Below are 19,803 nucleotides of genomic sequence, written 5' to 3'. Positions count from 1 at the left end.
TGGAACGGCCACAGTACGCGAGACGCTCCGTCTCGTCAACGAGGGGACGGTATGACCGAGGAGATTCCATGACTTACGCAGGGCGTGTTTGGATGATCACAGGGGCGGGCCGCGGGCTCGGCCATGCCTTTGCTCGCGCGGCGCTCGAGGCGGGCGACCGGGTCGTCGCGACAGCGCGCCGGCCGGACGCGCTCGGGGAGCTGGCCGCGGCCCATCCGGAGCGGGCCGTGGTTCTGCCGCTCGACGTCACCGATCGGAGCGCGGTGTTCAGCACGATCGAGCGAGCGAACGCCGCGTTCGGGCGGCTCGACGTCGTGGTGAACAACGCCGGGTACGGGCTGCTCGGGGCGATCGAGGAGCTGACGGAGGCCGAGGCGCGCGCGCAGCTCGAGACCAACGTCTTCGGCGCGCTCTGGGTCACGCAGGCCGTGCTGCCGCACATGCGAGCGCGGCGCTCCGGCCACATCGTGCAGGTATCGAGCGTCGGCGGGGTGGGCAGCATGCCGACCTTCGGCCTCTACAACGCGAGCAAGTGGGCGCTCGAGGGCTTCAGCGAGGCGCTCGCGGCGGAGGTCGCGCCGTTCGGCGTCCGCGTGACGATCGCGGAGCTCGGCGGGTTCGCGACCGACTGGGCGTGGCGCAGCATGCGGTTCGCCACGTCGCTGCCGGCGTACGACGGTCTGCGCGAGTCGCTCTTCGGGAGCGCGCGTGTCCCCTGGGACATGAGCCACCAGGCGAGCGACACGAGCGCCGACCCGGCCGAGGCCGCGAGCGCCCTCGTCGCGCACGTGCGCCGCGACGACGGGCCGCTGCGCCTGCTGATCGGTGACGACGCGCCCGAGCATGTGCGCATGGCGCTGGAGCGACGCCGCGACGACTACCGGCGCGACGGGCGGTTCAGGTGGCCGGTGTGAGCGAGCGCGGCGTCGCCTGGGCTCTATTTCACAGGAAGCTCGCCGTCGCGGCGAATCCCAGCGACGCTGCGCACCAGCCAACCAACGAGCCCCCATGACATCACAGCTCGCAAGAGGCCCGCTCGCGGCCGCCCTGCTCCTCTCGCTGAGCCCGGTGTGCGCGCCCGGCGAGGCGCCGGCCCCGCCGAGCCTCGCCGGGGCGCGGCAGGCCGTGAGGAACGGCGCGCGGGCGTGGTCCTCTCCGGACTACAGGACGGGGATCGCCGCGAATTTCGACAATGGCGAGCGGCAAGGCTCCGGCAGCGAGTCGACGCGAGCGGCGGGCTCGACATTCGGCCCAAGCTTGCTCACCCCTCCGGTGCCACCGGCAGCCCGAGCAGCCGACCGAGCGCCTCGTGAACGATCCGGGCCGCCACCTCGTCCCCGAGGGCGACGGCGCGGCTCAGGGTGCTGGCGAGCGAGGCGACCACGGCCGCCCGACGACTCTTTCGCTACGGCGCTCGGCCACCCTTCGCGCTCGAGCGCTTCTCGGAACTGGCGGACGGGCGCATCGCCTACCGGCTCAAGGCGCCGAACCGGCGCGGCCAAACGCATCGGGTCATGACACCCGTCGAGTGCCTGGCGCGTCTTTGTGCGTTGGTGCCTCCGCCTTGGCAGCCGCTGGTGCGCTTTAGAGCTACGACGAGCTGAAGACGGACATGCTCGACCGACGCGAGAGCATCCGCAGCAAGACGCCGGCGATGGTGCGTCAGGAGATTTGGGGTCTTCTGCTGGCGTACAATCTGGTCCGGCTGGAGATCGAGCGCGTCGCCGCAAAGGCGCGCGTGCCGCCGACGCGCATCAGTTTCCTCGTGGCGCTGCGCCTCATCCGCGACGAGTGGCTTTGGTCGGTCGACTCCCGTCCCGGAGCCATCCCCGGTCACCTGCGCGCCCTGGGCCGGGATCTGAGGCGCTTCATCCCACCCCCACGCCGCACTGAGCGATCGTACCCTCGCGCCGTGAAGGTCAAGATGAGCAACTACTCGCGAAAGCGGCCGATCTGAAGTCGCGGGAGCTTAATTGACCGGCATTGGATCCAGGTCGATGCTCCGCGTCCCACCGAGGGGATCAATTGGGCCAGTTGTAATCGTCTACGTACAACAATTGGTAGATGGGATCGCCCGTGGTGACGCATGGCTTGAGGACCACATTGGTCGGGGTAGCGCTCCCGTTGACGTCGAGGCATTGACCCTTGGTCACGTTCTGCAGTTTGAACGTGCTCGAGCCGGGGGAGTTGCCGACGACGGTCCACATGAATTCGTTGCCGGTCCCGCAGGCCTTGACCCGCACGTTGGAAGTCGTACCGTCGCGGTAGGCGCATTCCGTGCCCCCATCGGGGTTCCCGTTCCGCAGCCGGAAGATGCCCGTGCCGGAGGCTTCGAGGTGCCAGCGGGTCGCCGGTTGATCGGCAGAGGAATAGGCGGCTTGCAATTGGGGGTCTGTTCCGGCGGGGCGGCTCAGGATGGCGGGATTCCCGCCGCGCGAAAAGAACACCGCATTGGATGTATACAGGCCGTGGATATGGCCGAACACCAAGGTGGAGCCGAGGGTTTGCCCCGAACCCCCCGTGCCGTCATCCCTGCTGCGCACGGTGAACCCTTTCGCGGTTCCGTCGAAGGGGATGAGATCGGCGAGGAAGCGCGCGCCCGAGCTCGTGGTGGGGGCATAGCCGCCCACGCTCGAGCCCACCCAGGAGGGGCTGATGGTGTAGGTCGCGGTGCCGTAGCCGGTGGTCGCCGCCGCGGTGATTTCCTTGATCATGGGATAGGTGAAGCAGCTGTCCCACTGGGGAGGGCAGGCTTTCACCCCGATCGCGTACGACTTGAGCGGATTGTCATGGGCCGGAGAGCTTCGGGCTCGGGCGCTGGCGCGCCAGGCCCTTCCGTTCGGGCCGTCCACCGGCCGCGATTCCACCAGGTACGCATCGGTGGCGGCGGTGATGCTGTCGGCCGGGTTGGTGCTGAGGACGTGCGCGCCTCCGCCGATCAGGAAGTAACCATCGTCGGAAAACCAGGACTCCGGGGTCTCGACGGTATAATTGGACGGGGGATTGACGGCGCTTGTCACGTTGTCCCTGCCTTCGGTGACCGCGGGCGTGAAGGCGGTACCGGCGGCATCGACGAGCTGCATTTGGATGACATAGGCCTGCAATTGATGGGTCGCGCCGGAGGCCCTCACCACCCAGGTCGATTTGTCATCGATCCCGAGGCGCGGGGGCGAATGGCCCGCAGGGCCCGTGCAGCCGAAGGAGTTGGCTGCCGTGAAGGAGAACGGGCTGGGAAAGGATGCCTGCAGCATGGCGCCGGGGTTGTTCTCCCCCAGGATCTGCGCGCCGCCCCCGATGCGGACCCAGCCATCGTCGGCGGTGCAATAGGCGCAATTGGTCGTCGCAGCCGCGGTGGGATCGCAGGTCTTCACCCGGATGCGGATTCTTCCGCTGCCGTCGGTGAAGTCCGTGTTCGTCATGGCGGCCGCGGTAACGAGGGTGTCCTCGGGTCCGGCGGGGGAGCCGTTTTCATCGGTGACTTGGCATCCGGTCAGCAGCCCGCCGGCCAGCAACGAGCCGGAAAGGGCGATGCGGATCCCGCGGCGCCCGGCTAAGGGCATAGAATGCAGCATGATCATAACTCCTTGGAAGATTTTATTTTATGTTGATGCGGTGTTGGTGGCGTCCGCGGGATCGGAAGCCTCGCATGGTGCGGAGGCGCGGCCAACGGCGGCCGCTCACGCCTCGGTGCGCGGGATGGCGTTTACTCTTCCTGGTCTCTTACGCTGATCAAGCAGCTCGACCTGAACGGCGCCTCCGGAGGCGCGTACAGTACCAATCTCCACGACGCCGACTCCGCCGCCTTCCGTGCCGAAGCGGATTTCTTGCGCGTCAGCCCCGAGCGCTTCGTCGGAAAAGCCGTCGCTCGGATCCGCGGCGCTACACGCCACGGTGGCCAGACCGAGCAGCGCGCTGACCGCGCCCGTGCGACTTCATGCAATCCCAAGGTCTACCATTTCGCGGAAGCCATTCGAAGCCTTGATGCTCTTCATTGGTGATATCGCTTCGGTCAATGTGTTTGGGCTCCGCTCCGGTGCTCGTGGCACGCAGATCGACACACGGGTTCTGTTGCCGATGCCCGTGAGCCAAACGATCGGCGCGGCTCGGGCTCGTGGCAGCCGTGTCGCCTGCGCGCTGGCTGCCAGGTCTGCCGGGGCGCTCGTCGTCCGGAGGCCCGATGCCTCGCGGCTGTCGTGAACGACGGTCCTCCTCGACCGCTGCCCGGAGGTCCTCGCACGCCTCGTGCCAGGTTCAGCAATGGCCTGGGTCGTCCGGCCATCACGCTCCGTGCGGAAAAGGCACGGCCGAGCTGGAAATGCGGACCGATGCGCCGCTACCTGTCACGGGTTGCACCGTGACAAGTCACGGGTTGCACCGTGACAAGTCACGGGCGCGGATGAGCTCGTAGCCATCCATCCCGCGCATCCCGATATCGCTCACGAGCACGTCCGGCCTCTCCAGCTCGAGCAGTCTCAGCGCCTCTTCCCCTGATCCTGCGAGCCTGACGCGCGCCTTGCGTTCTTCGATGTCGGTGATCATCGCGTCCCGCGTCGGGCCGGTGAAGAAGCCGGTCACGTGATGGTCGGTGTTCACCCTTCACCGCCGGCATCCCCGCCGATCGGTCACCGCTGCTACCGTACGGCGTCGCCGCTGCTCCGCGCGGGCGCGAGCTCCGCGATGACGAACAGGTCGAGCGGCGGCGGCGCGATGCCAGCCCGGACCGCAAGGTCGCGCGCCGTGTGCGCGGCGCGGAGCTCGAAGTCCTCCGACGACACGAGCGCGCGCAGGTGCTCGAGGTCGTCGAGCCCCCGGCGCAGCATCGAGCGGAGCGCGCGCTTGCGCAGCCATGCCTCCCCAGGCACCCCGGCGTCGCGCGCCGGCGTGGCCGCGGCGCCGTCGCGCAGGTAGAAGTCCATGAGCACCACGCACGAGCTCAGGCGGCTCGCCACGCGGCGCACCTGCCGCAGCAGCCCGCGCAGCGCGGGCTCGTCGAGGTAGCCGGTCAGCCCCTCGGAGACGACCGCCGTGCGGCGGTCGCGCAGCGCCGCGCCGAGCGCCTCGCCGAGGTCGGCCTCGCGCAGGTCCGCCGCGACGAGGACGAGCTCGCCGCGCGGCTGCGCGGGCTCGAGCAGACGCCGCTTCGCGTCGATCACGGCGGCCTGGTCGACCTCGATGTACACGACCGGACGAGCCCTTGCCCACTCCGCCCCGCGCGGCGACAGCCCCGCGGCGAGCTCGATCACCTGCTCGGGGGCGATCTCATCGAGCAGCGCGCCGAGGCCGAGGTGGCGCGCGGCGAGCAGGAGGCTCGTGACGCTGTGGTCGCCGCGCAGGCCGAGCATGCTCCCGCCCCAGCGCGCGGCCTGGTGGAGGACGCGCCCCCTCAGGGTGTCGAAGCGCGCTGCGCCCGGGACGCCCAGCGACGCCCACACCGCGGCGGTGAAATAGGCGCTCCAGGCGAGCGCCGCGTTCTCTCGCGCTCCGCTCAAGAGCGCTCCTCCCCGGAGCGCGACGCCGCGAGCCACCGCCTGGCCGCGCCGCGGACCATCTGGCCCGCCGACGAGAGCCGCTCGAGCTTCGGTCCTCTGCCCAGCGAGCGCACCATCCCGCGCGCCAGATCGAAGAACGCGCGGTCGTAGGGGAACCACCAGAGCTCGCGCGGCGCGGTGTTCTCGTCGACCGCGAGCAGCCGCGGCCTCGTCATCGCCTGCACGACCGCCGGGCCGTTCTGCACGCCGTAGCCCGAGATCCCGCGCCCGGTCCACACGGCTTGCGGCGCCGCGGCCGTGAACATGTGGTTGTTGACCGTCGCCACCCCGACCCGGAGCTCTCGCGCGAGCGCCGCGCCCCGCGCGACGTCGCGCGTCCACACGCTCCCCGTGAGGCCGTAGGCGCTCTCGTTGGCCGCGCGGATCGCCGCGTCCGCGTCCGGAACGGCGACGACGGGGATCACGGGCCCGAAGGTCTCCTCGCGCAGTAGGTCGAGCGACGCGTCGACGCCGGTGAGCACCGTCGGAAGGTAGCAGTTGCCGCGCCGCGCACCGCCGCAGCGCACCTGCGCCCCGGCCGCGATCGCCTGGCTGACGTGCGCCTCGACGCGCGAGAGCTGCGCCGGCGTGGCCATCGGCCCGATCTCGACCGTGCCCGGCGCGGTGCCGTCGTCGCCCACGCGGAGCCGCTCGGCGACGGCGACGAGGCGCCCGACGAACGCGTCGAAGACCTCGGACTCGACGTAGACGCGCTCGACCCCCGCGCAGCTCTGCCCGGCGTTGACGAAGCCGGCCCAGGCGATCCCGTGCGCTGCCCGATCGAGATCCGCGTCGCGGAGCACGACGGCCGCGTCCTTGCCGCCGAGCTCGATCTGCGCCGGGATCAGGCGCTCCGCCGCGGCGCGCGCCACCGCCCGCCCGCCCACGACGCCGCCGACGAAGACGATCTGGTCGACCTCGTCGACGAGCGCCGCGCCGGCCTCGGCGCCGCCCTGCACGAGGCCGAGCAGCGCCTCGGGCAGCGCGTCCGACAGGGCGCCGACGAGCGCCGCGCTGGTCCGGGCGGCGTGCTCGGACGGCTTGAGCACAACGGCGTTGCCCGCGAGGAGCGCCGGGACGAGGTTGTGCACCGGGATGGAGACCGGGTAGTTCCACGGCATGATGAGGCCGACCACCCCGTGCGGCAGGCGCTCGACCCGCGCCTTCTTCCGCGGGAACATCACCGGGTTGAACGCGACGTCCTCGGCCGGGAGGAAGTCCTCGGCGCGCGTCGTGTAGTAGCGAAAGACCTCGGGGGTCGAGCCGAGATCGACCCCGTACGCGTCGGCCATCGGCTTGCCCAGCTCGCGATGGAGCTCCGCCGCGATCTCGTCGGCCTTCCCCATCAAGCAGCGCCCTGCCTCGGCGAGGAGGCGCGCCCGCTCCGCGATCGGCCGCGCTGCCCACGCCGCCTGCGCCTGCCGGGCGCGGCGGACCACGTCCCGGATCCCGTCGGCCGTCGTCACCCGCACGGGACACAGCGGGGCGCCGTCCAGCGGTGAGGCGCCGTGAATCCACCCATCGTGGATGATCTCGCCCATGGGACTACGCAGCTTGCCCGCTGAGAAGCGCGGGCATCAGGCGACGGCAGCCCGGCATCCTCGACTCCTGGAGGTGCGCGGCGAGCGCCTTCCGGAAGGAGCCGCGGGGCAGCGGCTTGTGGCGATCGAGCGCCCGGAGCAGCGGCACGACCGTGGCGAGCACGCCCGCCGTGTGCCACCAGTAGCGCGCGGTCGCGCGCAGGTGCGCGGACCGGCCCGACCGGGCGAAGAAGCCCTCGAGGTAGGCGAGATCGTACGCGGTGTGCGCCTCCTCGTCGCTGGCGAGGCGCCGGAACACCGGCTCGAGCGGAGGGTACGACAGGCGCGGCGCGGCGACCTTGTAGAAGGCGCTCATCACCACCTCGAAGGCGAGGCAATCGACGGCGAACTCGAGCACGCCGTGCGGGACGGCGACCTTGCGGAGCATCATCTTCATCAGCCAGCCCGGCAGGCGCGCGCGCTTGACCACGTCGGGGTAGGCGCGGCTGAAATCGAGGAGCGCCTTGCACCAGAGGTTGGCGTGCATTTGCTCGTCCTTGAGGTGCCGGATACCGTGCGCGAAGAACGACTCGAGATAGCCGAGATCGTCGCGTTCCCGCGCCAGGTCGAGCGCCGGGAGGACGGGGAGGACGCCGAGCGCTGCCGATTCGACGATCGCAAACCATGTGATCAGGAGACACGTGGCGTCCGCTTCGGCCTCGCTCTCGAACGCGAACGACATCGGCTCACGGATCGAGACGGTCTCTTCGGCAGCTCCCATTTCCGGATCGTCGCTTTCCCTCTTCGTCGAAGAGAGCATCGGAGTTGAGCTGCCCGCAAGGTACTCGACCAACCATCCTGCCGCAAGGCAACTTGCCGCAGGACATGCGCCGGCCGTCGTCGACATAGCTTCACCGCGAGCGCTGGCGCTCCATGCGCAGCGCTTTGGACACCGCGCGCCGCTCGCACGCCGTCATGGCGCCGGGCTGAACAAGCGCCGCCGCCCGCTCCAGCAGCACCCGGTCCATCTCGTGCGCGACCATCCGCTCCCGGGACGCTTGCGGCGCGCCCCGCGAGAGCGCGGGGCCATAGGAGAGTCGGAAGTCCGGGTTGCGCAGCTCCTCCGGCGCGAGCCCGTGCGCTCGGGCGAGCGCGCCAGCGTCGAGCCCAACGGCCTCTGCGGCTCCGAGCACGCTCCGCAACGCCTTCACGCCGACGCGCAGCGTGCGCTCACGTCCCGGCTTGACGAGCGGGTCGAGCCCCGGACGAGAGCTCACGGGGCAAGGCCTGCGCGACGCTGCCGAAGATTGCACGGCCTGTGAGCGACATCCAATGCTCTTGCCCGCGTCCACGTCAGTCACATCAGCCCACGTCAGCCGTCTTCACGCATCGAAGATCCTGCTCCCGCGACCGATCGCGATCATGGACCGCACCCGCGCGGCGAGGTCCTCAGGGGAGGTGAATGCGGGCTGCGCGCGGTAGAGCTCAAGCGAGCGGCGCACGGCGCGGATCTCGCCGAGGGCCTGCAGCGCCTCGAGAGAGGTCCGCTCCGTGGGCTTCGCGTGACGCAGGCCGCGCGGGTTCAGACGCCCGAGCGCGACGTTGTGGTTCACCTGGAACGCACAGCGACACGAATTCGCCGGATTCGCGACGCCGCAGTGCTTCGACACGAACGCGTCGAGCGCCGCGCGCGCACGGGAGAGCCGTTTACGGAAGGCAGCTTCGGTGATGCCGAGCGCGTAGGCCGCGTCGGCCGACTCGAGCTCGCAGATGCCGCCGAGCACGAAGGCGATGCGCAGCGGCCTGTCGAGCGCCTGGAGCATCGCCTGGGTGCAACATCCAACGGCGACCACCTCGCCGGAAGGCGCGCGGCAGGATGGCCGAGGGCCGCCTGCGCCGGCGGGAGATCGATGCGTTCCGCGAGCGCCACGGGTCACGCGCCGCGAAGCCTTCGACCCTCGCACCGGCAGGGGCCTGACCAGGACAGACGGGCCTCGGCCACTTGACCGCCTGGCGACGACGATCGTTCCTTCCATGTACCTCCCGGCGCGCACGAGATCATGGCTCTCCGAATCTGTCGATCCTTCCATCGGATCGCTCGGAATTCCCCAAAAATCAACGTGATCGGTACTCTAGGACCCGACCGACCTCGCCCGTTCGCAGGTGACCGAGTTCGTTCCACACGAGCTCGGTGCCGTCTTCGTGATAAGCCCCGTCGAGGAAGACCCCGTGCAGATGCGGATTGAGCCGCATGTCGCCGGACGTGCGTTGCACGACGGTCACCGCGCCGCTCTTGATCTCCTCTACGACGCGAAGACGGGCCGGGAGCTCGTGCGGCTGAGCCGCGCGGGGGGCCGGGGCGCGGCCAGGGTGAAGCTCGCCGGGCGCATGGTGGAGGTCGCGGCGGGGACCTGCACGACGACCGTGCCGCTCGACGTGCCCGCGGCCGGCGCTGGGAGGCCGGCGGGGCCGAGATGAGGGGATGAAAGGGGAATCGGGTCGCGGCCGGACTCGACGCGAGCGGCGAGGGAGGTCGCCGTCACTCCCAGCCGGACATGCCGTTCGTGTCGCGCAGGATGGCGTGGACGGCGTGCACCTGACCGCCGGACATCTTGATCATATGCATGTCCAGATGCCCGTCCGTCATGAAGTCGAAGATGGTGAGACCGACGGCGATGCCGCGCACCTCGTCGGCCAGGATGACGCGGGGGATGAAGGTGCCGCCGGACCCAGGATCGCCGCCGCTGCAGGAGGCTCCGGTGCGGCAAGAGAAGTTGCCGCCCCCGTTCTCCAGGCGCTTGCAGGCTCCCGTGACATCGCAGACGCCGGAGGGGAACGCGCGGAAGTACTTGTCGATCCAGCTCGTCAGCTCTTCCCGGGTGGCCCGCTGGGCCTCCGGGACCTCGTCGTGCCAGCCGATGTCGTCCGAGATGGCGATGATCGCGGCGGGATCCGAGGCGACCGCGAAGGATGCCGTGTAGTCGCCCGGGCGGACGACGATCGTCTCGATCTCCGTCATCTCCGAGCCTTCCACCTTGATGCGGAGGGCGACGGGAAGATCCCTCCCGCCTTCCGGGATCACCGCCTGAGCGCCGACGCTGCACGCCTCGGTATCCAGGGCACGCTGCGAATGCTTCACCTCGCCAGCGTTCTTCCAGAAGTCCGTCGTGCCGATCTCGGCCTGCACGGCGTTTTCGGTGAACTTCACGCCTTGTGCCAGGGGCAGGCTGGAAGGATCCCCGGCGGCGAGGGCGGCGAAGTAGTCGTCCAGGAGGCCATCCAGGAGCTCGCGCGTGCAGCCGCCACCCGGAGCGCCGCCCGACCCCGACGCTCCGCTGGTGGCCGCTCCGGGTCCATCGCCGCTGGAGGTGCTGCCGCTCTGCCCCGCGCCGCCGGTCGACGTCGTGCCGCCGCTGGCGCCGCCCGATGAGGCGCTGCCGGTCTCTTGCGGCGTGCCGCCGGCGCTTCCCGCGGAGCTCTGGCCGCCCGAGCCCGCCGCGCCGCCCGAGGCTCCACCACCTCCGGTGCCGCCCGTGGCGTCACCGTTTTCGCCAGAGCCGCAAGCGCCCAGCGTCAGGGCCAGGGCGACCCCGAGAGAGAGGAACGAACTAGGGTTCATGCGTTTACCTCCGCGCTGGATCAAAGCTCGCCGGCGAGCGTCGGCGGTGTCCAGTCGATGTGATCCAGGTGGTTGGGCTTGTTGGGCAGGTCCGTGGCGAAATTGCCCGTCGCCGCGGCGTTGTTGCCCTTCAGGAACTTGTCGACCATGGCGTTGAGGGATGCAGTGTACTGCGAGCGCCAGCTGCAGTGGCTCCCACCTGCGCCCGTGTAGGAGATGTGGTCTCCGACGCCGAGCGCCTCGAAGATCATCTTGCCGACGTTGGCGGTGACCCACGCCGAGTTCCGATCGAGCCCGTTGTACATGGTGCTCGGGTTGTCCACGATGTAGAGGCCGCGCGGCGCGATGAGGCCCATCATCTCGTGCATGTCGACGGGCAGCTTGTTCGTGTTGTCGGCCCCGGCGTTGTTGCCCGTGGTGAACTGGCCGAGCGCCACCTCCGAGAGCCAGCGGACGTAGCTGATGCCATGATAGGGCCATTCGGAGCCGCTGTAGCTATCGAGCACCTCGACGAGGCGCAGGCCAATCGTGCCCCCGAGACCCGACTCCACCGGGATGGTCAAGGCGATGCGGTTGTCGAGCACGCCGGCGACGAAGGCACCCTTGCCCCAGCGTGAGCAACCCGTCACACCCACCCGGCGCGGATCGATGACGCCGGGGTTCTGCTCCAGGACGTCGAGGACGCGGCTGATCTGCCAGGCCTGCGCCGTGAGGTAACCCGCGGGATGGTCCGAGCCGTACACGCTGTAGAACGGCCCGTTCTTCGCGCCGCTGGTGCCCGTCGACTCGATCGCGGAGAAGGTGATCGTCGCGACGCCGCTCGGAACCGGCATGCCGCTCAGGCCGCCGTAGCCGATGATGGCCGGGGCGGGCGCCGTCGCCCCGTTCATGTTCACGGTGAGGTTGAACGAGCCGCTGCCGCCGCCATCCTTGACCTCGACCGTGATCCTGCTGGTGCTCACGGTACCGGACACGGATCCCTTCGCCGGGACGGGCTTGTCGCCGTAGATGAACTTGTACGCTTGCTGGAGGATCTCCTCGCGCCGGCAGGCCCACTCGCTCTTGCTCGCGATGCGGCTGCCGTCCATCTTCTTGAACGGGTCCGGCAGCTTCGAGTTCGCGGTGAGCGAAGCGACGCTCGGCATCGGTCCGACGGTGCACCCGGCTCCAGGGTTCTCCACCTCGCCCCACTCGGCGCTCCCGGCGTTGCCGCCGTCGCCGCTGCCACCGGTTCCCGGCGCTCCGCCCGTTCCGGCCGGGCCCCCGCCTCCGGTGCTGGCTTCGCTCGTCGTCATGTCGCCGCCCGTCCCGGTCGGGGTACCGCTCGAAGAGGACGGTCCACCAGTTCCCGTCGGCGTCCCTCCGGTGCCGCTGCCGCTGGCGCCGACGCCCCCCGTGCTGGCTGCAGGGCTTCCTCCTGAACCGCTGGGATCCTCCGATCCGCCTTCGCCGCCGCAGGCGGCGAGCATCCAGGGCAGCACTGCGAACAAAGCCAAAGAGATCGTGGGACGTGCAGTGCGTAGACGCATGTTGAGCGCTCCTCGTGAGGTGTCGTGAAATACGATCCCGCTGGGGTCGGGCGATGGGACGGCGGACGAGGGCCCGACCCGCGCGTGCCGCCGATGTTATTCCCCACTTTGCCGGTCGTCTTCAAGCTGATTTTGTGCTACTTTTCGTAACGTTCGTGCGCCGCGCGTACCGCTCAGATGGACTGTTCTCGGCTCTTGCGAAATGTCGATTCTTGCGAGATGCGCATGGACGTGCAGCCGGTGCGCTGCTTTGACGGCCTGCCGCCGAACGAGCTCTTGCATTGGGAAGGTAGCTCTCACGAACCCTCTCCGCGCCAGGTCGTCAAGGTCGACTGGTGCACGCTGCGATTCGCTGTTTCGTTGGATTCACGAGAGTCAGCTCCTCGATGTTCGTGGCACTCCTTACCCTGCCAAGAATGACACCCTCGCACCCGCCGAGGATGCCTCATCCCATCTAGAACATCTCCGGATCAAGCCGCGCCCCTTCGGACCAGGGCCCGCAGGCGCGGCGAGAGGGCGCGGCCCGAGAAGAAGAGCTCGCGGAACCAGCGCTGCGCCGGGTCGACGTCGTGGCGCTGCGACCACACGGCCACGACCTGGGCGGCGGGCAGCTCGAAGGGGGGCGCGAACACCCGAAGCCCGAAGAGCTCGCGGGCGCGCTGGGCGACGCTGCGCGGGATCGTGCAGAGGAGGTCGGAGCTGCGCACGGCGAGGGGCGCGGACATGAAGTGAGGCCGGCGCAGGGCCACGCGCCGACAGAAAGCCCCGCCAATCGGATCGAAACCCCCGCCCTGTCGAGGCCGCACGAAGGGTGATACTCCCCTGCTGAAGGCGGTCCGGGCGACCGTCCGCCGAGGAGAAGGCGTGATGAAGACGGACGAGCACGGGAAACACGCGGTGAACTTCGGGCGCGAGCGAGCCTTGAGCTACGACGACCAGGTGCGCCGCTTCTGGCCGGGTTATGGCGTCATGCAGCAGGTCATCGCCGAGGTGATCGCCGCTGCGCTCCCCGACACGGAGGCCGCGTCGCTGCTGATCGTCGGTGTCGGGACCGGGAGCGAGGTGAAGCCGCTCGCGCGCTACGCGGGGGCCGGCGTTCGTTTCACGGGCGTCGACCCCTCGCCGGAGATGGTCGCCGTCGCGAGAGAGAAGCTCGAGGCGGATGGCCTCCTCGAGCGGACGAGCCTGCATGCCTGCGAGCTGCGCGATCTCGCGCGTGGGCCCTTGTTCGACGGCGCCCAGATGATCGGCGTCCTGCACCACGTCCCGGGCGATGAGGCGCGCCTCGAGCTCCTGCGGGAGGTCGCCGGGCGCCTGAAGCCGGGGGCGCCCTTCGTGATCGGCTGTCGGACTGAAGACGATCCGCTGCTGCGGGCCGTCGAGGACCGGCGGGCCCTCGCGGAGGGGCGGCCGCCTGAGGCGGCGGAGCAACGACGGAAGGCCATGGCGTCGTTGAAGATGCCGGCCTCGGACGCCGAGGTCTTCGCGCTCCTGGCCCAGGCAGGCTTCATTGCGCCTTGCCTGATCTTCTGCGAGCTGCAAATCAAGACCTGGGTGACGCGCTACGACCCGTCCACGCTCGGCGCGTGACGCGGCGACACGCGGCGACACGCCGGCCGGATCTGCCCGTCGACGGGCGGCTCACCATCGACGGCCTGCTCTCTGCCTCCCGGAAAGCGGACACATGACTCGGATCCATCAGGCCGACGTGCTCTCCCGTACTGGCTGTGGGGCGCCGGGACGCCGTCGACTCCACGCTGTTCAGCTTCGGCTCGACGAGGCACAATGCTCGTCCTCATGAGGATGGTCTTCCGAGGCGGCGCGGCGTACGGCCCGAACGGACGGTTCGGCGCGTGGGTGGTGAGCGTCGATGCCCGGGGGAGCGTGACGCTCGCGGGCCAGGCGCTCGGGGAGGAGATCCACCGGGGACCGGAGCCCCTGTCGGCGTCGGAGCTGGCGGCGCTCGATGGGTTGCTGGGCTCTGCCGCGACGGTGGACGCGGCGTCGAAACGAATGGGCATTCCCGGGGAGACGCAGGTTGCTTTCGACATCGAGACGCCCTCCGGGCGCCGCGAGATCCGGCGATGGCACCGGGAGGCGCAGGAGCAGCCGCCGCTGGCGGATCTGCTGCGCTGGATCGACGAGGTGATCCAGGCGCGGACGGGGCGGTTCGCGGCCTTCGGGAGCTGACAGGCAGCGGGGCGCACCATGGCGTCGTGAACGGCGGCAGACCGGCTCACGATCGCGCCGCCATGACATCGGCCGACGTCGCCCGCGCACGATCCAGCGCGAGCTCGTCGGCCACACAGGGTCGACGTTGCGGACGCCACGTTCTCCCTCCGTCGGTCGGCAGCGCAACGCCGCAGGTGGCATGCTCGATGCCTGCTTCTTGCGAGCGTGACCAATGTTAACGACTCGCGAAGAGACCTGGTGCACGGCGACGATGCCTGTCGAGGCTCGGACGCGAAGGGACGGCCGCCGGCGACCGCCTACATCAACCGTATTGCCACGGCCGTGCCGCCGCACGACGTGCACTCCTCCTTTGTCCGCTTCGCGAGGACGCTGTTCAGCGACGAGCGCAGCCGCGTGCTGTTCGGGCGGATGGCGGACAAGGCGCAGATTTCACACCGGTTCTCCGTGCTGGCCCCGAGCGTCGAGGTGGGCGGCGCCTCGGTCGACGCGGGGCGGTTCTACCTGCGCGGCAGCTTCCCGACGACCGCAGACCGCATGCGTTTGTACGAGAAGCACGCGCCGGAGCTCGCCGCGCAGGCCGTCTCCGGCCTCGACCTCGGGGCCACGGCGCGCCGGATCACCCATGTCATCGTGACGTCGTGTACGGGCTTTTCCGCGCCGGGCATCGACCTCGATCTCGTCGAGCGCTTCGGCCTCGATCCATCGGTCGAGCGCACGACGATCGGCTTCATGGGGTGTTATGCGGCGATCAACGCGCTGAAGCTCGCGCGGCATATCGTGCGGTCGGCGCCCGGGGCGCGCGTGCTCGTGGTGAACGTCGAGCTGTGCACGCTGCACCTGCAGGAGGCCATCGCCATGGATCAGATGCTGTCGTTCCTCCTGTTCGGCGACGGCTGCGCCGCGGCCGTGGTCAGCGCCGAGCCGATCGGGCTCGCGCTCGACCGGCTCCACGCCGTCGTGGTGCCCGGGACGCGCGAGCTCATCACGTGGAACATCCGCGACCTCGGCTTCGAGATGTTCCTGTCCGGCCGCGTGCCGGGCGCGATCGACCGGGGGCTCAAGGCCGCCGCGGGCGCGATCCTCGACGGCGCCGTGCCAGGCGAGATCGACCTCTGGGCGGTGCACCCCGGCGGGCGGTCGGTGCTCGACGCGGTCGAGCGCGCGCTCGAGCTCGGGCCGGTGGCGCTCGCGGCGTCGCGCGACGTGCTCGCGCGCTTCGGCAACATGTCCTCGGCGACCCTCATGTTCGTGCTGCAGTCGCTCGTCGCTGACGCGCGGCCGGGCATGCGCGGATGCGCCATGTCGTTCGGCCCAGGCTTGACCGCCGAGACGATGCTGTTCCATACGGCCTAGACCGATGGGCGCCCTCGACTTCTCGCGTCGATCCACGCTCGACGAGCTGATGGATACCCAGCCCGTGGACTTCGAGGACTTCCGCGCTTGCCTCGTCGATCTGGCGCAGGTCAACCGGCTGACGCTCGCTCACCGGCCGACGTTCGCGTTCCTCGAGCGCCTCGTCGCGCGCGGCCTGCCCGAGAACCGGCCGCTGGAGGTGATCGACGTCGGCAGCGGCCACGGCGACATGCTGCGGGGGGTCGACGCGTGGGCCAGAGAGCGCGGCATCGCCGTCTCGCTCACCGGCGTCGACCTCAACCCGTGGTCGCGCCGGTCGGCCGCCGAGGCGACCCCGCCGGGCCGGCCGATCACCTGGGTCACCGCCGACGCCTTCGCCTACGAGCCGCCCGGCGGCATCGACGTCGTGTTGAGCTCGCTCTTCACGCACCATCTCCCCGATCCGGCGGTCGTCCGTTTCCTCGCCTGGATGGACGCGAAGGCGCGGCTCGGCTGGTTCATCAACGATCTGCACCGCCACCCGCTGCCCTATCACTTCTTCCGCCACCTCTCGCGCCTCGCGGGCTGGCACCGCTTCGTGCAGCACGATGGGCCGGTGTCGATCGCTCGCGCCTTCTCGGCGAGCGACTGGCGGCGTCTCATCGCCGAGGCCGGGCTCGATTCCCGCGCCGTCGAGGTTCGGTGGTGGGTGCCGTTCCGGCTCACCGTCGGGAGGCTCAAGGTCCCGTGAACGACGCTGTCGTCGTCGGAGGAGGCCTGGCCGGGGCGGCGGTCGCGCTGCTCCTCTCGCAGGCGGGGCGCGAGGTCGCGCTGATCGAGCGCGAGGCGTGCCCGGCGGACAAGGTCTGCGGCGAGTTCCTGTCGCGCGAGGCCGCGCTCTACCTTGCGTCGTTCGGGCTCGATCTGCGGGCGCTCGGCGCGGTGCCCATCGAGGCCGTGCGCCTGGTCGAGCGCGATCGCGTCGCGGCCGCCGCGCTGCCGTTCCCCGCGCTCAGCCTGTCGCGCCGCGTGCTCGACGAGGCGCTGCTCGCGCGCGCCGCGGCGGCGGGCGCGTCGATCCGGCGGGGCGTCCGGGTCCAGGCGCTCGCGCGGGAGGGCGCGGGCTGGGGGGCGCGGCTCGAGGACGGCAGCGCGATCGCGGCGCGCGCCGCGTTCCTCGCGACCGGCAAGCACGACGTCCGGGGCTTGCGGCGGCCTTCCGGGCTGCAGGACGATCTCGTCGCCTTCAAGCTGCACTGGCGGCTGTCGCCGCGGCAGGCGGCGGAGCTCGACAGGCACGTGGAGCTCGTGCTGTTCGAGGGCGGTTATGCCGGTCTGCAGCCGGTCGAGGGCGGTCGGGCGAACCTCTGCCTCCTCGTCCGCAAGAGCCGCTTCGCCGCGCTCGGGCAGCGCTGGGACCGCCTCCTTTGCGCGATGCGCGAGGGGTCGCCGCACCTCGACGCGCGGCTCGCGGGCGCGGAGCCGTGCCGGGCGCGGCCGCTCGCGCTCTCGGCGATCCCGTACGGCCATGTCCAGCGCCGCGCGGACGGGATCTGGCGCCTCGGCGATCAGGCGGCGGTCATCCCCTCCTTCTCCGGAGACGGCATGTCGATCGCGCTGCACAGCGCGCGGCTCGCGACCACGGCGTACCTCGAAGGGGCGAGCGCGGAGGCGTTCCAGCGCCGGCTCTCGCGCGACGTGCTCGGGCAGGTGCTGCTCGCGACCGCGCTCTCTCTCGGCCTCGTGCGGCGGCCCGGCCAGGCGGCGCTCGGCGCGGCGGCGCGCCTTTGCCCGGCCCTCATGGCGGCCGTGGCCGGGCGCACGCGCGTGTCCGAGGCGGCGCTCGTGCGCGGAGGGCTGCCGGTCGCCGCGCTGCAGGGGGGGCGCGGGCCGCTCTGCGCGACACGCTAGAGCGACAAGGATCCCGGCCGGACGCCTCGCTGGCGAACCCAGGGAGGCGACGCGGCGGGATCGAGGAAGATCCTCCGCCGTTCAGCCTGCTTTCGGGCGGACCGGCTACTGTGCATGAGCATGGGAACCGCCGAGCCACACCCCCCGAGCCGTCGGCTCAGGCTCGTCTCCGCTCAGGGCGCCGTTGGCCAGCCCGCGCCCGCGCCCGCCAGCGACGAGGAGATCCTGCTCGCCTTCCAGCGCGGCGAACGAGGCATCGGCCTGCGGCTCTACGAGCACCTGCTGCCCGCCGTCGACCGGACCCTGTACCGGATCCTGGGTTGCCGCGAGCAGGACCACGCCGACCTCGTGCAGGCCGCGTTCGAGCAGATTGTAATCACACTTACCAAGCACCGGTTCGCGGGGGAGTGCAGCCTGGCGGGCTGGGCGTCCGTCATCGCCTGCCATGTCGGGCTGAGCGCGCTGCGCGCCCGCCGGCGCGAGCGGAAGGTCATCGATCGCACGCCGGGGTCGCCCGAGCCTGGCGCCGGGCCCGAGCCGCCCTCGCAGGGCGCCGACCCCGAGCGCGAGCTGAGCGCGCAGCGCGATCTCGAGGCCCTGCGCCGGCACCTCGCGGCGATGGACGGCGACCGCGCGACCGCGCTGCTGCTCCACGCCATGGGCTATTCCCTCAAGGAAATCGCTGACTTGACCGGTGTTTCCGTGGCCGCGGCCCAGTCGCGGCTGTCGCGGGGGCGGCGGGAGCTCCAGGCGCGCTTTGAACCCGAGGCGGCGGCGCGACGCGACCCCGCTCGACCCGAGGAGCCACGATGATGCAGGACGACGTTGAGACCACCCCGGAGGATCGCGCCGCGGCGGCCGGCGTGGAGGCCTCGCTGCGGGCGCTTGTCGAGCGGCCGGTGCCGCCGCTGCCCAGGGTCCAGGCGAGGTACCTCCAGCAGCGGATCGCCGGCCGCATCGACCAGCTCGCCGCCGAGGCGGTGGAGCGGCGCGCCCGCGCCGCCGGGCGGAAGCGGGCCGCCCTCGCCGCGGCGGCGCTGGCGGCCGCCCTGACCGCGGCGGCCGCCGGCGTCTTCGTCGTGGTCCGGGCGCGCGACGCCCCGCCCGCCGCGGCGCAGGTGACGGCGCTCCAGGGCTCGGTCGAGATCGCGGCCGGGGGCGAGACCCGCTCGCCGCCGTCGCTCGCCCTCGTGCCGCTCGCGAGCGACGAGGAGCTCCGGACCGGCGAGGGCGCGCGGGCGAAGGCGTCGCTCGCGACGGGCGCCACCGTCGAGGTCGGGCCCTCGACGCGCGTGAGGTTCGCGCCGGCGGGCGCCGGGCGCGACCGCGCGGGTGACGTCGTCGCCCTCGAGCAGGGCAGGATCGCCGTCGAGGTGCCGCCGCTGCCGCCAGGCACGAGCCTGTCGGTGCGCACGTCGGACGCCGTGGTCACGGTGCACGGGACGCGCTTCTCCGTCGAGCGGCGGCCCGAAGCGGCGGGAGAGCCGGCCGAGACGCGCGTGTCGGTCGTGGAAGGGCGGGTCGCCGTGCACCGCGGCGAGGTCGAGCGCTTCCTGAGCCCGGGCGAGACGTGGTCGTCCCGCGACGAGGAGCGCCGGTCGGACCGGCCCGCCGAGGGACGCCCGGGCGACGCGCCGTCGCCGCCTCGCGACCTCGGTCAGGACAGCGCCGCCGGCGAGGGCGGCAGGGGCGACGGGGCCGGCGAGGGCGGCGCGGGGGATCCGCGCGCGCCGCGCGACGCGCGCCAGGCCCCGTCGCGCGCCTCGCTCACGGCCGAGAACGAGCTGCTCCAGGGTGCGATGGCGGCGCGGCGGCGCGGGCAGCCGAGGCGGGCGATCGAGCGGCTCGATCTCCTCCTCGGCCGCTACCCGGACTCGCCGCTCGCCGAGATCGCCCGCGTGGAGCGCCTGCGCGCGATCGAGATGCTCGGCGACAAGGACCGGACGGCGGCGGAGGCGCGCCGGTACCTCAAGGACTACCCGCAGGGCTTCGGGCGCGAGGAGGCCACGTCCGCCTCCCGCCCCGGCGGCGCTCGCCCCTGAGCGCCCGCGCGCGAGGCCGTCTCGATTTTTTTTGACGAACCCTGCCTGCTCCCGGCGCCTCCGGCGACCTTCACTTCATCGAGGAGATCATCGCGCCGGCGATCGGGTTCGCCGGATGCGCTCCAGGTC

22 protein-coding genes are annotated in these 19,803 nt (G+C 71.2%); 11 read left to right on the top strand and 11 right to left on the bottom strand.

The window, feature by feature from the left end:
- The first annotated feature begins 68 nt into the window (after nt 1-68).
- Nucleotides 69-914 (top strand): SDR family NAD(P)-dependent oxidoreductase, encoded by an 846-nt coding sequence (locus ACSRUE_RS37455; RefSeq protein WP_441287760.1) that lies wholly within the window; start codon nt 69-71, stop codon nt 912-914.
- Between the two features lie 347 nt (nt 915-1,261).
- Here ACSRUE_RS37455 and ACSRUE_RS37450 read toward each other — a convergent pair whose 3' ends face one another.
- Nucleotides 1,262-1,384, bottom strand: coding sequence for a hypothetical protein (locus tag ACSRUE_RS37450; protein ID WP_441287759.1), 123 nt, complete (start codon nt 1,382-1,384; stop codon nt 1,262-1,264).
- On the opposite strand from ACSRUE_RS37450, the gene ACSRUE_RS37445 reads away from it, so the two are divergent.
- Together ACSRUE_RS37445 and ACSRUE_RS37440 are read left to right on the top strand one after the other, a co-directional pair.
- The gene (locus ACSRUE_RS37445) at nt 1,362-1,604 is read left to right on the top strand and encodes a transposase (protein ID WP_441287758.1); all 243 of its coding nucleotides are present in this window, start codon (nt 1,362-1,364) and stop codon (nt 1,602-1,604) included. The two genes, ACSRUE_RS37450 and ACSRUE_RS37445, sit on opposite strands and share 23 nt — an antisense overlap.
- Before the next feature lie 8 nt (nt 1,605-1,612).
- Nucleotides 1,613-1,957: a hypothetical protein gene (locus ACSRUE_RS37440; RefSeq protein WP_441287757.1), complete on the top strand. Its 345-nt coding sequence runs from the start codon at nt 1,613-1,615 to the stop codon at nt 1,955-1,957.
- 64 nt (nt 1,958-2,021) lie between these two features.
- Here ACSRUE_RS37440 and ACSRUE_RS37435 read toward each other — a convergent pair whose 3' ends face one another.
- The 7 genes from ACSRUE_RS37435 to ACSRUE_RS37405 form a co-directional block, all read right to left on the bottom strand.
- Nucleotides 2,022-3,578 carry an RICIN domain-containing protein gene (locus ACSRUE_RS37435; RefSeq protein ID WP_441287756.1) on the bottom strand — a complete coding sequence of 519 codons (1,557 nt, stop codon included), beginning with the start codon at nt 3,576-3,578 and terminating at the stop codon, nt 2,022-2,024.
- Between the two features lie 784 nt (nt 3,579-4,362).
- The gene (locus tag ACSRUE_RS37430; RefSeq protein ID WP_441287755.1) at nt 4,363-4,593 is read right to left on the bottom strand and encodes a response regulator; all 231 of its coding nucleotides are present in this window, start codon (nt 4,591-4,593) and stop codon (nt 4,363-4,365) included.
- A 38-nt stretch (nt 4,594-4,631) separates the two neighbouring features.
- A complete protein-coding gene (locus ACSRUE_RS37425) occupies nt 4,632-5,489 on the bottom strand; it encodes a class I SAM-dependent methyltransferase (RefSeq protein WP_441287754.1) in 858 nt (285 codons plus the stop codon).
- Nucleotides 5,486-7,069, bottom strand: a complete 1,584-nt coding sequence (locus ACSRUE_RS37420; protein ID WP_441287753.1) for an aldehyde dehydrogenase family protein — start codon at nt 7,067-7,069, stop codon at nt 5,486-5,488. Before ACSRUE_RS37420 ends, ACSRUE_RS37425 begins: the two co-directional genes overlap by 4 nt.
- A gap of 4 nt (nt 7,070-7,073) precedes the next feature.
- Nucleotides 7,074-7,829, bottom strand: coding sequence for a hypothetical protein (locus ACSRUE_RS37415; protein ID WP_441287752.1), 756 nt, complete (start codon nt 7,827-7,829; stop codon nt 7,074-7,076).
- 130 nt (nt 7,830-7,959) lie between these two features.
- The gene (locus tag ACSRUE_RS37410; protein ID WP_441287751.1) at nt 7,960-8,325 is read right to left on the bottom strand and encodes a hypothetical protein; all 366 of its coding nucleotides are present in this window, start codon (nt 8,323-8,325) and stop codon (nt 7,960-7,962) included.
- Nucleotides 8,326-8,430: 105 nt separating this feature from the next.
- Nucleotides 8,431-8,871 carry a sigma factor-like helix-turn-helix DNA-binding protein gene (locus tag ACSRUE_RS37405; protein ID WP_441287750.1) on the bottom strand — a complete coding sequence of 147 codons (441 nt, stop codon included), beginning with the start codon at nt 8,869-8,871 and terminating at the stop codon, nt 8,431-8,433.
- A 406-nt stretch (nt 8,872-9,277) separates the two neighbouring features.
- Here ACSRUE_RS37405 and ACSRUE_RS37400 point away from each other — a divergent pair, with 406 nt between their 5' ends.
- The gene (locus ACSRUE_RS37400) at nt 9,278-9,526 is read left to right on the top strand and encodes a hypothetical protein (protein ID WP_441287749.1); all 249 of its coding nucleotides are present in this window, start codon (nt 9,278-9,280) and stop codon (nt 9,524-9,526) included.
- Between the two features lie 61 nt (nt 9,527-9,587).
- Here the strand turns inward: ACSRUE_RS37400 and ACSRUE_RS37395 are convergent, their stop codons facing one another.
- From ACSRUE_RS37395 to ACSRUE_RS37385, 3 genes are all read right to left on the bottom strand, one after another.
- A complete protein-coding gene (locus ACSRUE_RS37395) occupies nt 9,588-10,691 on the bottom strand; it encodes a hypothetical protein (RefSeq protein WP_441287748.1) in 1,104 nt (367 codons plus the stop codon).
- A complete protein-coding gene (locus ACSRUE_RS37390) occupies nt 10,688-11,962 on the bottom strand; it encodes a glucuronyl esterase domain-containing protein (RefSeq protein ID WP_441287747.1) in 1,275 nt (424 codons plus the stop codon). The genes ACSRUE_RS37395 and ACSRUE_RS37390 overlap by 4 nt, the downstream gene beginning before the upstream one ends.
- Nucleotides 11,963-12,666: 704 nt before the next feature.
- Nucleotides 12,667-12,921 (bottom strand): hypothetical protein, encoded by a 255-nt coding sequence (locus ACSRUE_RS37385; RefSeq protein WP_441287746.1) that lies wholly within the window; start codon nt 12,919-12,921, stop codon nt 12,667-12,669.
- A 142-nt stretch (nt 12,922-13,063) separates the two neighbouring features.
- Here ACSRUE_RS37385 and ACSRUE_RS37380 point away from each other — a divergent pair, with 142 nt between their 5' ends.
- The 7 genes from ACSRUE_RS37380 to ACSRUE_RS37350 all read left to right on the top strand — a co-directional run bounded on the left by ACSRUE_RS37380 (nt 13,064) and on the right by ACSRUE_RS37350 (nt 19,674).
- Nucleotides 13,064-13,786 carry an SAM-dependent methyltransferase gene (locus ACSRUE_RS37380; RefSeq protein ID WP_441287745.1) on the top strand — a complete coding sequence of 241 codons (723 nt, stop codon included), beginning with the start codon at nt 13,064-13,066 and terminating at the stop codon, nt 13,784-13,786.
- Nucleotides 13,787-13,993: 207 nt separating this feature from the next.
- Complete coding sequence (locus ACSRUE_RS37375) at nt 13,994-14,386, top strand: hypothetical protein (protein ID WP_441287744.1); 393 nt, start codon at nt 13,994-13,996, stop codon at nt 14,384-14,386.
- A 240-nt stretch (nt 14,387-14,626) separates the two neighbouring features.
- The gene (locus ACSRUE_RS37370) at nt 14,627-15,742 is read left to right on the top strand and encodes a type III polyketide synthase (RefSeq protein ID WP_441287743.1); all 1,116 of its coding nucleotides are present in this window, start codon (nt 14,627-14,629) and stop codon (nt 15,740-15,742) included.
- A gap of 49 nt (nt 15,743-15,791) precedes the next feature.
- A complete protein-coding gene (locus ACSRUE_RS37365; RefSeq protein ID WP_441287742.1) occupies nt 15,792-16,472 on the top strand; it encodes a methyltransferase domain-containing protein in 681 nt (226 codons plus the stop codon).
- Nucleotides 16,469-17,632, top strand: coding sequence for an NAD(P)/FAD-dependent oxidoreductase (locus ACSRUE_RS37360; RefSeq protein ID WP_441287741.1), 1,164 nt, complete (start codon nt 16,469-16,471; stop codon nt 17,630-17,632). The genes ACSRUE_RS37365 and ACSRUE_RS37360 overlap by 4 nt, the downstream gene beginning before the upstream one ends.
- Nucleotides 17,633-17,746: 114 nt before the next feature.
- The gene (locus ACSRUE_RS37355; protein WP_441287740.1) at nt 17,747-18,445 is read left to right on the top strand and encodes an RNA polymerase sigma factor; all 699 of its coding nucleotides are present in this window, start codon (nt 17,747-17,749) and stop codon (nt 18,443-18,445) included.
- Complete coding sequence (locus tag ACSRUE_RS37350) at nt 18,442-19,674, top strand: FecR domain-containing protein (RefSeq protein WP_441287739.1); 1,233 nt, start codon at nt 18,442-18,444, stop codon at nt 19,672-19,674. The genes ACSRUE_RS37355 and ACSRUE_RS37350 overlap by 4 nt, the downstream gene beginning before the upstream one ends.
- Nucleotides 19,675-19,803 lie beyond the last annotated feature (129 nt).

Origin of the sequence: Sorangium sp. KYC3313 (assembly GCF_052075895.1) — a bacterium.
GTDB lineage: Bacteria > Myxococcota_A > Polyangia > Polyangiales > Polyangiaceae > Sorangium > Sorangium cellulosum_B.
This window is presented reverse-complemented; position numbering and strand designations above follow the sequence as displayed.